Genomic DNA, 13,401 nt, shown 5'->3' with positions numbered 1-13,401 from the left:
CTTCCCTCCTTAGGACAGCCGGATGCGGGGGTCGAGGAAGGCGTAGGCGATGTCGGCGATCATGTTGAACAGCACGATCGCACCGCCGGACACCACGAAGAAGGCCATGATCGGCATGGGGTCGCCCTGTTCGATGCCGGTGAAGAGCAGGCTGCCCATCGCCGACCAGCCGAAGACCTGTTCGGTGACCACGGCGCCGCCGACGATGGTGCCGATGTCGTAGGCGATCAGCGTGGTGATCGGGATCAGGCCGTTCCGCAGCACGTGCCGGGTGACCACGGCGCGCTCGCTCAGGCCCTTGGCCCGGCCGGTGCGCACGAAGTCCTGGTTCATCACCTCGAGCATGCTGGCCCGGGTGTAACGGGTGTAGGTGGCCAGGGAGATGAGCACCAGCGCCAGGGTGGGCAGTGCCAGGTGGCCGAACGAGTCGAGGCCGCTCTCCCAGAACGTCCCCTCGTAGTTGGGGGTTTCGGCGCCGACCGTGGAGACCGGGCGGCCGCCGACCGACTCGCTGTAGTCGGCGAACGACTGGAGCATCCGGTCGGTGAAGATCACGGCGCCGGCGAACAGGCCGGTGAAGATCGCGGCCGGGACGGCGTTCCTGCGGTACAGGTCGCCGCCGACGTACCAGCCGACGGCGAAGCAGATCCCGACGGTCAGCAGCGCCAGTCCGATAATCGTCGGCAGCTGTGGATTATTCAGTACCGGGTCGAGGGCGAAGTACGCCACAATGCCGAGGGCGGCCGCGACCAGGGCCGCCTGCAGCGGCGGCCGCCACTCCAGACCGCCCACCAGGGTGGTGAAGCCGACCGCGCCGGCCACGGCGGTGAGCGCCACCACGATCGGGCCGAGGCCCGGGTCCGCGAACCACTCGGCGGCCGACAGCACGGCGAGCAGCACGGCCATGGCGCCGGTGCTCGACGCGAAGGCGATCAACCGGGTGCGCCGGTCGCCGAGCACCACGGAGCCGCAGAAGAGGCCGGCGAACAGTGAGATGGCGCCGATGAAGAGAGGGGAGATCACCGGGTCGGCGAGCCAGTCGTTGAAGTCGATGGCGAGGAACTGCTTCAGCAGCGTGCCCACCCAGAAGAGCGGCAGCGAGAAGCAGATGAACGCGACGAAGGTGACGGTCTGGTCGAGCGCCGTGTACTGGCGCAGGGCCGAGATGACGCCGATGCTGATGCCGACGACGATCGAGAGCACGGTGGCGCCGATGATCAGCTGCATGGTGGCCGAGAAGGCCGACTCCAGCATGGTGTTGACGCTCTGGCCCTGCCGGTTGGTGCCGAGGTCGCCGGTGAGCGCGTCGCTCAGCCAGCGGAAGTAGCGGACGAGTACCGAGTCGTCCAGGTGCATGCGCTCGGTGATTTCGGCGATCTTGCTCTCTCGGGCGCTGTCCGGCAGCCCCCTGGCCTCGGCCAGTGGGTCCCTTACCTGCGTGGAGAGAACGAAGACCAGGACCGAGGACGCGAGGAACACCCAGATCGAGACGAACAGCCGCCGCGCTATGAAGACGAGCATGGTGCGCTGACTCCAGAGGTTCGGGGGGCGAGGAGGGGCGGAACACGGGCCCGGTCGCGGCGGCCGCCACCGTACGGAGGTCGTACGACGGCGGGGCCGGGGGGATGGGCTCCCCCCGGCCCCGCGCGGGAGCCTGGCACGCCGCCGGTGGCCCGCAGGGGCGGGCCACCGGCCGGGTCAGTGGGTCAGGACCTGGCCCACTGGTCCGCGTTCCAGGTGATGCCGTTCTGCGAGGGGTTGGGGATGACGTTCCCCACCGCGCCGTTCCAGGCGGTGATGCCCGGGTGCTGGTAGAGCGGGATCGTCACCATGTCCTGCCAGAGCAGGGCCTCGATCTGGGCGGTCAGCTCGATGGCCTCGGACTGCTCAGAGGTGCGCAGCACCGAGTCGAGCAGTTCGTCCATCTCCGGGCTGGAGTAGCAGCCGTTGTTGTTGCCCTTGCCCTCCGCGGAGCACTCGGTCACGGTCCGGTAGGTGGAGTTCCAGCCGGAGCGGTCGGGAGAGCCGGCCCACGCGAACATGGCCACGTCGAAGCGGTTCTCGGCCAGCGCGCCGGTGGTGTCGAAGAAGTCGGTCGCGGGCTCGAACTCGACGTCGAAGCCGGCCTCCTCGCAGGACGCCTCGATCAGGGCGCCGGCGTCCAGACGGCGCTGGTTCTCCAGGGTGCCGAGACGGACGGTGGTGCCGACCGCGTCCTCGGCCTCCAGGAGGGCGCGCGAAGCGGCGAGGTCGGTGGTGCCGAACTCGTCGATGGTGGCCTGCGAGGCGTCCACGGCCTCCTGGTAACCGGGGTCCCAGGGAGCCACGTTGCGGACGCGCTTGACCTCGGCGTCCGGCACGACCGGCTGGATCAGGTTGACGACCAGGTCCTCGTAGGGCACGCAGAGCGCGAACGCCTGGCGCAGCGCCAGCGAGTCGGCGAACGGCCCCTCGTTGAAGTTGAAGTCCAGGTGCTCGTAGGTGTACTCCTCGCCCACCTCGCTCTCGATGGTGGAGGCGCTGGCGATCTGCTGGGCGATGTCCACCGTCGGCTGCGGCTCGATGATGTCGACCTCGCCGTTCTGCAGAGCCTGGACCTGCTCCTCGTCGGCGATGGTGCGGAAGACGAGCGAGTCGTTGGCCGGCGGCTCGCCCCACCAGTTCTCGTTGGCGGTGAGCGTGACGGACTGGTTGGCCTCGTAGCCGGAGATGACGTAGGGGCCGGAGGACGGGATCAGCGCCGCGTCGGGGAGCGCGCCCTCGATCACCCAGCCGTTGTTGTAGAACTCGGCCGCGGCCTCGAGCGCCGAGGGGTCGTCGCCCTGGAGCGCGGCGACGAACTCCTCCTCGGAGGCGAACCCGCCCTGCCCGGACACCACGTGGGCCGGCTGGATGGCGGTGTTGCCGTGGCCCGGGCTCGCGGTCAGCCAGTCGGCGAACGGCTGGTCGTAGAGCAGGGTGAAGGACTTGCCGCCCGGCTCGCACTCCGGCTGGGCGGTGTCCTCGACGCCCTGCGTGCCGACCGCGGAGAACAGCCCGTCGAAGGCGCCGCTCTGCGCGGTCCACCAGAGCAGGATGTCGTCGCAGTCGATGGGGGTGCCGTCGGACCAGACGGCGGCCTCGTTGATGGTGTAGTTCACGGTCAACGGGTCGTCGGACACCTTCTCGAAGGTACCGAAGTCCTCGTTGGGGATCGGTTGGCCGTCCGAGTCACCGAAGGTCCAGAAGCCCGAGAGCACCTGCTCCATGACCTGGCCGTTGGCGACGGTGTTGGCGCCCGCGGTGGTGTTGTTGTAGCTCTGCCACGGCTGGGCCATGGCGTAGGTGACCGTGCCGCCCGAGCCGCCGTTCGACTCGTCGTTGGTGTCGTCGCTCTCGTCGTCACTGCCGCCGCCACACGCGGAGAGGACGAGGGCGCCTCCCAGCAGGGCCGCGGCGATCTTCGACGTTCTGCCGAATCTCGTCATCAATCGGGCCTTCCCCAGTAAGTCACTTTGGTGTGAAGTTCCGCTGAGCTTCCTCACAGATCAGATAGCGAACAAGTGCGACGGAGTGACCGTTGTGCAGACGAGATGTGAAGCACGCTGACCCGTTATCAGGGTTTCGGTGTTTTGTCGGGCGAATGCGGGCAATTGGCAGGGTCTCCGCGCGTTGACTGTGCACTTCTGTTCGAATACGGCGGCGCCCCGGGGAAGTTGGCGTCGGCCGCGGCGAGCGGCGTGGTCGCGCCCGCGCGCCGTGGGCGTCAGCGGGCCGCCGCCGGTCGTGTGCGAACACCTGAGCCACCCTCCCCCCGAGGGGATGGAAACCTGGTGAAGTTGGGTAAAAACGCTGATGCGGTCGATGGTTCCGTGGTTCGGTGGTGGCGCTGTCTCCGAGCGTCCCGAGGGGCGATCAAGACCACCCTCAACTGCCCGCATGCGGGGGGCCCACCCATGCTCACCACCATCCACACCGCCTACACCGACACCCGCGCCGCCGACCTCGCCTGGGCTCTTGGCCGGGAACCGCTGCCGGCCCTCGCCACCCTCGATCTCGAACTCGCGGGCGCCCGGGTGCAGTTGCGCGTGCTGGGCGCATCGCACCAGGTGCTGCTCGACCACCGGGACGGCACCTGTTCCGAGACGGTCGCGTGCATGCCGGGAAGCAACACCCCGCTGCCTCTGGGGGTTTCCAAACGGCTCGGGAACTTCGAGTACGAGTTCGCGGCCCGCGTCGAAAGCCTGAGCGCCGGGTCGTTCGCCGGCCGCGCCCAGGAGTTGCTCGCCCTCGTCGCCGAGCATCCGCACGGTCTTGCCGGGCTCTTCCCCGGCGACCCCAACGCGTTCACCGCGCTGCTCGCGCAGCGGCGTGGCGACCAGGTGCACTGGCGTACCTGGCACGCCTACCCGCAGGAGGGGCGGCTCGTCGCCACCCGAACTCGGGTCACCCGGAGCGGAACTCGCTGGGAAACCACCCCTGTGGGTGACAGTTCGATCTCGAAGTGTGACGTAACGTTCGGTTCATGATCCAAACGTCCGACGCCGAGCGCTCCGAGTCGGACTGCTCGGCGATGGCCGTGCTCCCGGTGTCGGCTGGCGTCGGGCGCATTCTGGTCCTGCTGACGGTTTTCGTCTGCGCGGCCTGCGGGTTGGTCTACGAGCTCGAGCTGATCGCGTTGGCCGACTATCTCGTCGGGGACACGGTCACCCACACCTCCATCGTGTTGTCGTTGATGGTCTTCGCGATGGGGCTCGGCTCGCTCGGCGCGAAGCGGCTCCGGGGCCGGGCCTCGGTCAACTTCGGCCTGATCGAGGTGCTGTTGGCGCTCGTCGGCGGGTGCTCGGCGATGGCGCTCCACCTCAGCTTCCTGCTGTTCGGCGAGGCGACGCCGACGCTGGTGTGCTTCTCGCTGGCGATGGGGGTGTTGATCGGCGCCGAGATGCCGCTGCTGATGACCCTGATCCAGCGGATCAGGCGGCAGGACGCGGGGCGCGCGGTGGCCGACCTGTCGGCGGCCGACTACGTGGGCGCGCTGCTCGGCGGCCTCGCCTTCCCCTTTCTCCTGCTGCCGCTGTTCGGTCGGCTGAACGCGGCGCTGTTGACGGGGGTGGTGAACGCGCTGGCCGGTGCGGCGCTGGTGCTGTGGCTCTTCCGCGGTGACCTGCCGCGGCGGATCCGGCGCCGTTTCCTGCTGCTGAGCCTGGGGGTGATCACGGCGCTGCTGTCCTGCATGGCCCTCGTCCCCCCGCTGGAGCAGGCGGCCGCCGAGCGGCTGACGTCCTCGCCCCCCGAGGCCGGGCCCGGCCACTCCGGGTGAGCCGTGGGTGAGCTCCGGCGCGCGGTGCCGATGAATAAGTGATCCGATCATGTCGTGTGGGTAGGCTCCGCGCCATGGCCATGGAGCACGAGGTCTATCTGCCGCTGTCCGCCACCGCCGTGCGGAGTGCGTTCGCCGAGCCGGAGCGGGTCGCGCGCTGCGTGCCCGGCCTGCGACTGGAGCCGGACGGCGGGCTCGCCGGCCGGCTGAAGGTGCGGATCGGTTCCTCGACCATCACCTACCGCGGCACCCTGACCCTGACCGAGCGCGGCGAGGGGCTCACCATCGAGGCGGTGGGCGGCGAGGTCAGGGGCGAGGGCGCGGCGCGGCTGGTGCTCACCGTGGTGCCGCGCCCGGTCGCCGACCGGCCGGGCTGCACCCTTTCGTTCGCCGGCACCGTCGAGGCCGGCGGCCGGCTCGTCGAGTACGCGGCCGACCAGCGGGCCGCGGCGGGGCGGCGGTTGCTCGACCGGTTCGCGGAGACGCTGGTCGAGGAACTGGCCACCGCGATGGAGGCCGTCGACGTCAGGGACGCCCTCGAGACCGTGGACCCCGTCGACACCGAGGAGCCCCCGCCCACCGCGCTGGCGGCCGGCATCGGCGCCCCGGGCGACAACGAGCCCGCGATCCCCGTCATCCCGGCCGCGCCGGAGCCCGAGCCCGGCCTCGGGCCGTCGACCGAGCCGTCGTCCGAGTCGGCGTCCGAGGGGGAGGCCGAGCTCTGGGCGGCCGACCTCGGCGAGCTGGGCGACCCGGCCGGGGCCGAGGCGGGCGAGGAGATCGAGGTGGCCGACGACCTGGTCGCGGCCGGCGTCGCCGTTCCGGAGCCGGAGGCCGACTTCGCCCGGCGCACGATGATCGGCCGCAGCGCGGAGGAGGTCGATCACGCCCCACCGCGCGGCCGGTACGCCCCCGACCCCGCGCCGGGGCAGCCGACCGGCGCCGCCGTCGTGCTGCGCTGGGCGGCGCCGGCCGCCGCCATCGCGCTGGCCTCGGTGGTCATCGTCGGCCGGGCGCTGCGCCGGCGGCGGGCCGCGCTCCGTTAGCGGCGTCGGCGCCGCCATCCCGTGTCCCGTCCGGCGGCGACATTAGGATCTGCATACATCAGATCGTTATCGTCATGGGGTGACCACCGACGACACCGACAGCGGAGTGCGACTCCGCGCCGCCGACACCGAGTTGACCGTGCGCCCCGACGAGGGCGGCCGGCTGTCCTCGCTCCGCGTCGGCGAGCTCGAACTGCTGCGCCAGGGCGAGCGTTTCGGCTCCTTCGTGATGGCGCCCTGGTGCGGCCGCACCCGTGAGGGCCGCTTCAGCAATGGCACCACCGCCCACCAGCTGCCGTTGAACGCCGGCCCGCACGCGATCCACGGCACCGTCCGGCGCCGCCCCTGGCGGGTGGTCAGCGCCGACGACCGGAGCGTCGCGCTGGTCTGCGAGCTCGACGACCCCTGGCCCTACCCCGGCCGGGTGAGCCAACTGGTCGAGCTCGCCGAGGACGGCTCGGGGCTCACCCTCACCCTCGCCGTGGAGACGCTGGGCGACTCCTTCCCCGCACAGGCCGGCTGGCACCCGTGGTTCCTCCGCACCCTCAGCCCCGGCGGCAAGGACGTCACCCTCGACTTCACCGCCGAGTGGCAGGAGGAGCGCGGCGACGACCACCTGCCGACCGGCCACCGGATCGCGCCCGGGCCCGGGCCCTGGGACGACTGTTTCGTGATGCCGGACGGTGTCCGGGTCGCCCTCCACTGGCCGGACGAGCTGGAGTTGACCGTCGCCAGCCGCACCCCGTGGGTCGTCGTCTACGACGAGCAGCCCGAGGCCGTCTGCGTGGAGCCCCAGTCGGGGCCGCCCAACGGCCTGAACAGCCATCCGCGACTGGTCACCGAACTGGAGCCGCTGGAGATCTCCACAACCTGGACGTGGCGGAGGCTCTGATCCGGCCTGGCGTAATGTCGTGAGCCATGAGCGTGCGTGACGAACTGCTACAGCAGATCAAGGACAAGGCCGTCGTCCACGGCAAGGTCGTCCTCTCCTCCGGCCGGGAGGCCGACTGGTACGTCGACCTCCGGCGGATCACCCTGGACGGCGAGGCCGCGCCGCTCGTCGGTGAGGTCCTGCTCGACCTCACCGCGGATCTCGACTACGACGCCGTGGGCGGGCTGACGCTGGGCGCCGACCCGGTGGCCGCCGCCATGCTGCACGCCGCCGCGGCCCGCGGCCGGCGCCTCGACGCCTTCGTGGTGCGCAAGGCCGGCAAGGCGCACGGCCTGCAGCGCCGGATCGAGGGCCCCGACGTGGCGGGGCGCCGGGTGCTGGCGCTGGAGGACACCTCCACCACCGGCGGCTCGGTGCTCGACGCGGTGGCCGCGCTGCGCGAGGCCGGCGCCGAGGTGGTGGCGGTCGCGGTGATCGTCGAGCGGGGCGCCGCTCCGGCCATCGAGGCGGCTGGGCTCCCCTACTACCAGGTGTACTCGATGAGCGACCTGGGCCTCGCCTGATCTCCCCCTGAACTGGGGGGATAACACTCTGTAGTGGTTTCACGTGAAACTGTCGCGCGCTGTCCCGGTATGGGTCCTTCTCTGGGAGGATGAGCGGGACGTCGACGAGCAGATCAACGCATACAAGGAGCGGACAGATGCCCATCGCGACCCCAGAGGTCTACAACGAGATGCTTGACCGGGCCAAGGCGGGCAAGTTCGCCTACCCGGCCATCAATGTCACCTCGACGCAGACCCTGCACGCCGCGCTGCGCGGCTTCGCCGAGGCCGAGAGCGACGGCATCGTCCAGATCTCCACCGGTGGCGCCGAGTTCCTGGGCGGCCAGTACAACAAGGACATGGTCTCCGGCTCCAGCGCGCTCGCCGAGTTCGCGCACGTCGTGGCCCGGAAGTACCCGGTCAACGTCGCCCTGCACACCGACCACTGCCCGAAGGACAAGCTGGACGGCTACGTCCGGCCGCTGCTCGCCCTCTCCAAGGAGCGCGTCGACCGCGGGGAGAACCCGCTCTTCCAGTCGCACATGTGGGACGGCTCCGCCGAGACCCTGAAGGACAACCTGGAGATCGCCGAGGAGCTGCTGGCCCTGGCCGCCGCCGCCCGGATCGTGCTGGAGGTGGAGATCACCCCCACCGGCGGCGAGGAGGACGGCGTCAGCCACGAGATCAACGACAAGCTGTACACCACCGTCGAGGACGCGCTGCGCACCGCCGAGGCGCTGGGCCTCGGGGAGAAGGGCCGCTACCTGCTGGCCGCCTCCTTCGGCAACGTGCACGGTGTCTACAAGCCGGGCAACGTGGTGCTCCGTCCCGACCTGCTGAAGGACCTCCAGGACGGCGTCGCGGCGAAGTACGGCAAGGCGTCCCCGTTCGACTTCGTCTTCCACGGCGGCTCGGGTTCCACCCGGGAGGAGATCGCCACCGCGCTCGAGAACGGCGTGGTGAAGATGAACCTGGACACCGACACCCAGTACGCCTTCACCCGGCCGATCGTGGACCACGCCTTCCGCAACTACGACGGCGTGCTCAAGGTGGACGGCGAGGTCGGCGACAAGAAGACCTACGACCCGCGCAGCTGGGGCAAGCTGGCCGAGGCGGGTATGGCGGCCCGCGTCACCCAGGCGTGCGGCGACCTGCGTTCCACCGGCACCCGCCTGAAGTGAGCGGTCGGGGCAGGCGACCGGAGTAGCCGGGCGGCGCTGGCCACCGCGGCGAGGCGGCACACTGGACGACATGGCGATTCACGAGAACCTGCTCGGGGGCCCGCCCCCGACCCATCTGCCCGACGACCCGGAGCCGCGCGAGCTGCTGGCCGCGGGCACGGCGCCGACCGAGGTGGCCGCGAAGTACCCGACCTCCTCGTTGGCGTGGGCGCAGCTGGCGGACGACGCGTTCGCCGAGGGCCGGACCGTCGAGTCCTACGCCTTCGCGCGCACCGGCTACCACCGGGGTCTGGACGCGCTGCGTCGCAGCGGCTGGCGCGGCCAGGGCCCGATCCCGTTCGAGCACGAGCCGAACCGGGGCTTCCTGCGCGCGCTGCACGCCCTGGCCCGCGCGGCCCAGGCGATCGGCGAGGACGAGGAGTACGAGCGCTGCTCGCAGTTCCTGCGGGACAGCTCTCCGACGGCCGCCGAGACGCTCTCCTGAGGCTCGACACGAGGCCTGATCCACGCCGAGGCGTCCCGCCACCGCGGGACGCCTTCGGCATGTTCGGGCCGGGCCGGGCCGGCCGCGGCACCGGGGCCGGTCAGGCGCCGGCCGGCGACGCGACCGTGCCGATCAGGTGGGCGTAGGCCACGATGTTGGAGTCGTAGCCGCCGTCCGCCGCCCAGCGTCCGCCGCAGGTGATCAGCCGAAGCTGCGGGGTGTCGACCGAGCCGTAGACCCGCAGGTCGGGGAAGTCGACCTTCGGGTACTGCTCGACGGAGTCCACCTCGAAGAGCGCGGTCCCGCCGTCCTCCCGGTCGATCTCGATGAGTTCGCCGGGCCGGAGTTGACCGAGGCCGGCGAAGGCGGCCGGCCCCGTGTAGGTGTCCAGGTGACCGACCAGGATGGCGGGCCCGCGTTCGCCGGGCGCCGCGCCGCCCGAGTACCAGGCGGCCCGCATGGCGTCCTCCTCGACCGGGGACGGCGGGCCGCCGTCCGTGCCGAGTTCGGCGCCGAACACCTCGACGTCCGTGGTGAGCTGCGGGATCCGGATCCGGGTGGGCGCCGAGCGGGGCAGCGGCGGGGCGACCACCCCGGAGGGCTGGAACGAGCCCTCCAGATTGGCCGTGGAGCCGGCGTCGGGCGCCGCGCCCGGGGCGTCCACGGCGCCGGGCCGGGAGACGCCCTCCGCGATGCTGCTCGACTCCCGGGCCTCGCTGACGCGTTCGCCGGAGCCGGGCAGCAGCAACCCGCCGACCAGCCCCACGGTGACGGCGGTGGCCGCGGCCGCCACCTCCAGGCGGCGGGCCCGCATCGCCAGCCGCTGCTGCCGGGTGACCCGGGCGGCCGCCTCCCGGGTGCCGTCGTCGGGGCGGGCCTGGGCCAGCCGCCTGCCGGCGACGGCGGCGAGCACCACCGGCCGGCTGACACGACGGAACCAGGCGTGGGCCCGGCGCGCCGCCCGGACGAGCGCGCGGTGGACGGCCGCGAACGGCCGCCCGACGAGGCGGGCGAGGAGCCGCACCCGGCGCCGCGGGTGGAACGCGGCGCCGCGCCGACGCCCCCGCCGGCCGCCGGCCCGGGGCTCGGTCGCGTCCCTCGGCCCGGTGTCCGCGTCGGTCGGGGCCATCGCCTCGGTCAGGATCGCGAGGCCGGCGTCGGCCTCGGTATCCACCTCGGCCGGGATCTCGACCGGCACTTCGACCGGCGCCTCGGCCCGGGACTCGGCCCGCGCCTCGGCCCCGGTCCTGTCCCGCTCCCTGGTCCTGACCTTGCGCGGGTCCCGCGGCGTGCGCGGGGTGCGCCGGGGCTTGACCTTCCGCATCGCCCGCGGGACGCGCAGGCGAGGCGGAAGGTCGGCGCCCCGAAGGTCGCGGAGGATGTGGCGCACCGCCGCGCCTCTCAGTAGTGGTTGCCGGTGGTGCGGCGCCGCCTGGCGAGGAACAGGTAGCCGGCGGTGCCGGCCACGGCGACCCCGCCGCCGACGGTCAGCGCCGTCGCCACCGAGTTGCCGCCGCCGATGCCGCTGCCGCCACCGAAGCCCGCGGCCGCGCCGCCGGTCGGAGTGGCGGAGGTGACGGTGAAGTTGGTGGTCAGGGTGACGCCGTCCCGGCAGCGGACGGTGACGGTGTAGCTCTTGCCGACCTGGAGCCCGCTGGACTTGATCCGGCCGGTGCCGACCCACTGGTTGTTGCTCGACTGCTGCAGGGTGATGCTCTGCTGGAAGGCGTCCGAGGTCGCCGGGCCGTTGGGCTGGCAGACGGCCCGGACGGTGACCGAGGTGTTGGGAGGGCCGGAGCTCGGCGAGATGGAGAGCGGCGCCGAGGGGGTCGGCGACGGGGACGGGCCGCCGTCGGCGTGGGCGAGCGTCGGGGTGGCGGCGAGCCCCAGCGACAGGAAGAGGACGGCCGCTGCGGCGGCCAGGCGGCTTCTGGAGTGCGCGGTTCTCATGAGCGGTGACCTCCGGGTCGTCTGCCGCACGCAGAAAGGCGTGACGGGTTGTCACCTATGCGAACAGCGCGTCACGGAGGTCGCATCCGGAGCGGGTCAAAAGGGGTGGGGCGTTGCGCCATCCGGTGCGCGGAGCGGGTCCCTGGGCGGGTCTCGGAGGTGCGCGGGCAGGGGTGCGGGCAGGTTGCGCGGACGGGTGCGGAGGCTGGTGCGGGAGGCGGCCCGGCCCGCGCCCTGGGCCGGGCCGCCTGCTCACTTGCAGTCCAGATCGCGCCGGTTGAAGCCGGCCAGACCGAGCCAGATCAGGCCGCCGGCCACCGCGGTCAGGATCAGCAGCGGCGTCCACTCCAGGTCGGCCGCCGGCACCTGCGGGACGTGGCCGATGGGGGAGAAGTTGGCGAGCCCGTCGGGCAGGTCGACGAGATCGCCCAGATAGACCACCAGGAAGGAGTAGGCGGGCACGACCCAGGCGGCGGCGGAGGCGCTCGGGAACCAGCCGAAGAGCGCCACGGCGACACCCGCGGTGACCCAGAGCGCGGGCGCGTAGGCGAGCGAGGCGCCGGTGAGTCTGCCGACCAGGCCCCAGTCGTCGCTCGACGCGGCGCCGGAGAGCCCGAAGCCGACGCCGGCGAGCAGCATCACGGCGGTGCCGCCGACCAGCGCGACGGCCAGGTGGCCGGCGAGCCAGCGGGTGCGGGAGAGCCCGGTGGCGAGCACGGGTTCGGCGCGGCCGGCGGTCTCCTCGGCGCGCGCCCGCAGGACGGCGACCACCACGTAGCAGGCGGCGAGGACCACGAGGACCGTCATCACCACGGAGGCGAACGACTCGACCACGTCGCCGCCGAGCTGGTCGATGAGCTCCCGCAGCTGCTCGTTGTCGCGGATCATGTCCTCGGCGCTGCCGAGGATCGAGCCGTACATCAGGCTGAACAGCAGCCCGCCGGCGGCGAAGCCCAGCAGCACCCCGCGGTGCAGCCGGAGCGCGAAGCCGAGCGGGTGGCCGAGCGTCGCGGAGGCGGCGGGCCGGCCGGGGCGCGACGGCCGCAGGCCGGCGCCGACGTCGCGGCGGGTGGAGAGCGCGAAGGCCGTGGCGGCGCAGGCGGCGGTCAGCGCCAGGTTGAGCAGCAGCGGCCACCACCGGTCGTCGACGTAGGCGTAGGTGCGCTGGGCCCAGCCGATCGGGGAGAGCCAGGAGACGGCGTCGGCGCCGATGTCGCCGACGGCGCGCAGCGCGAAGGCGACGCCGACCGCGCCCATGCCGAGCCCGGAGGCGCCGCGTGAGAAGGCGGTGATCTGCGCGCCGACGGCGGTGACGGCCGCGAAGCTGATGCCGGCGGCGGCGACGGCGGCGCCGAGGAGCAGGGAGCCGGCACCCGTGATCGACTCGACCCCGGAGCCGCCGAGAGTGACCGCGAGCAGCAGTCCGACGGCGAGGTTGGCGAGCACGGCGACGGTGAGGGCGGCGGCCAGATGGGCGTGCCGGCCGAGGACGTTGGCCCTCAGCAACTCGGCACGGCCGGTCTCCTCCTCCGCCCTGGTGTGGCGGACGACGGTGAGGACGCTCATCAGCCCGACGGCGATGGCGAGGTAGCCGATCATCTGGTGGCCCGTCATCGCGCCGTACGTGTAGTCGGCGCCGGTGACGTAGCGTTCTGGCCCGGTCATCGCGAGGCCGGCGGGTCCGCCGAGGGTCTCGGCCGCGGTGGCGCGGTCGGCGGCGGTCGGGTACTGGCTCTCGAAGCTGGAGAGCGAGGACACCGCGACGGACGTGGTCGCCAGGATCCACACCGGGAGCCTGATCCGGTCGCGGCGCAGCGCGAACCGGACCAGCGTCCCGGCCCCGGCCAGGGAGCGGCCGGGTCCCGACCGGTCGATCGCCCCGGTCGCGACCGGGGGCGCGGTGGTGGCCGTCACCGGGTCACCTCGCGGGCGTGGTGACCGTTGCCCTCCAGGGCCTCGAGCTCGTCGCCGTAGTGGCGGAGCATCAGCTCCTCCAGGGTGGGCGGG

General features: G+C 72.4%; 12 protein-coding genes. 7 read left to right on the top strand and 5 right to left on the bottom strand.

The genetic code is table 11. From position 1 onward, the window contains the following. Positions 1-9: 9 nt before the first annotated feature. Both E1283_RS01620 and E1283_RS01615 read right to left on the bottom strand, forming a co-directional pair. Positions 10-1,521 carry an ABC transporter permease gene (locus E1283_RS01620; RefSeq protein WP_132815754.1) on the bottom strand — a complete coding sequence of 504 codons (1,512 nt, stop codon included), beginning with the start codon at positions 1,519-1,521 and terminating at the stop codon, positions 10-12. Between the two features lie 185 nt (positions 1,522-1,706). Then, positions 1,707-3,467 (bottom strand): ABC transporter family substrate-binding protein, encoded by a 1,761-nt coding sequence (locus tag E1283_RS01615; protein ID WP_132815752.1) that lies wholly within the window; start codon positions 3,465-3,467, stop codon positions 1,707-1,709. 468 nt (positions 3,468-3,935) lie between these two features. Between E1283_RS01615 and E1283_RS01610 the strand changes: the two genes are divergently transcribed. The 7 genes from E1283_RS01610 (at position 3,936) to E1283_RS01580 (ending at position 9,444) form a co-directional block, all read left to right on the top strand. Further along, complete coding sequence (locus E1283_RS01610; protein ID WP_132815750.1) at positions 3,936-4,508, top strand: DUF2617 family protein; 573 nt, start codon at positions 3,936-3,938, stop codon at positions 4,506-4,508. Further along, on the top strand, positions 4,505-5,299 hold the full coding sequence (locus tag E1283_RS01605; RefSeq protein ID WP_425086120.1) for a hypothetical protein: 795 nt from the start codon (positions 4,505-4,507) through the stop codon (positions 5,297-5,299). The genes E1283_RS01610 and E1283_RS01605 overlap by 4 nt, the downstream gene beginning before the upstream one ends. A gap of 74 nt (positions 5,300-5,373) precedes the next feature. Then, positions 5,374-6,345 (top strand): SRPBCC family protein, encoded by a 972-nt coding sequence (locus E1283_RS01600; RefSeq protein WP_341829902.1) that lies wholly within the window; start codon positions 5,374-5,376, stop codon positions 6,343-6,345. A 79-nt stretch (positions 6,346-6,424) separates the two neighbouring features. Continuing rightward, positions 6,425-7,237 carry an aldose epimerase family protein gene (locus tag E1283_RS01595; RefSeq protein ID WP_243744533.1) on the top strand — a complete coding sequence of 271 codons (813 nt, stop codon included), beginning with the start codon at positions 6,425-6,427 and terminating at the stop codon, positions 7,235-7,237. Positions 7,238-7,263: 26 nt separating this feature from the next. After that, positions 7,264-7,800, top strand: coding sequence for an orotate phosphoribosyltransferase (gene pyrE / locus E1283_RS01590; protein WP_132815748.1), 537 nt, complete (start codon positions 7,264-7,266; stop codon positions 7,798-7,800). Positions 7,801-7,937: 137 nt separating this feature from the next. Next, entirely contained in the window at positions 7,938-8,960 is a 1,023-nt protein-coding gene (fbaA, locus tag E1283_RS01585) for a class II fructose-bisphosphate aldolase (protein WP_132815746.1), read from the top strand. A 70-nt stretch (positions 8,961-9,030) separates the two neighbouring features. Next, the gene (locus E1283_RS01580) at positions 9,031-9,444 is read left to right on the top strand and encodes a DUF3151 domain-containing protein (protein ID WP_132815744.1); all 414 of its coding nucleotides are present in this window, start codon (positions 9,031-9,033) and stop codon (positions 9,442-9,444) included. Positions 9,445-9,544: 100 nt separating this feature from the next. Here the strand turns inward: E1283_RS01580 and E1283_RS01575 are convergent, their stop codons facing one another. The 3 genes from E1283_RS01575 to E1283_RS01565 all read right to left on the bottom strand — a co-directional run bounded on the left by E1283_RS01575 (position 9,545) and on the right by E1283_RS01565 (position 13,308). After that, the gene (locus tag E1283_RS01575) at positions 9,545-10,834 is read right to left on the bottom strand and encodes a class F sortase (RefSeq protein ID WP_132815742.1); all 1,290 of its coding nucleotides are present in this window, start codon (positions 10,832-10,834) and stop codon (positions 9,545-9,547) included. An 11-nt stretch (positions 10,835-10,845) separates the two neighbouring features. Continuing rightward, the gene (locus E1283_RS01570; RefSeq protein ID WP_132815740.1) at positions 10,846-11,394 is read right to left on the bottom strand and encodes a hypothetical protein; all 549 of its coding nucleotides are present in this window, start codon (positions 11,392-11,394) and stop codon (positions 10,846-10,848) included. Positions 11,395-11,646: 252 nt separating this feature from the next. Further along, positions 11,647-13,308, bottom strand: coding sequence for an ABC transporter permease (locus E1283_RS01565; RefSeq protein WP_425086119.1), 1,662 nt, complete (start codon positions 13,306-13,308; stop codon positions 11,647-11,649). Positions 13,309-13,401: the final 93 nt, after the last annotated feature.

The sequence above is a fragment of the Streptomyces hainanensis genome, from assembly GCF_004348415.1.
Lineage (GTDB): Bacteria > Actinomycetota > Actinomycetes > Streptomycetales > Streptomycetaceae > Streptomyces > Streptomyces hainanensis.
This window is presented reverse-complemented; position numbering and strand designations above follow the sequence as displayed.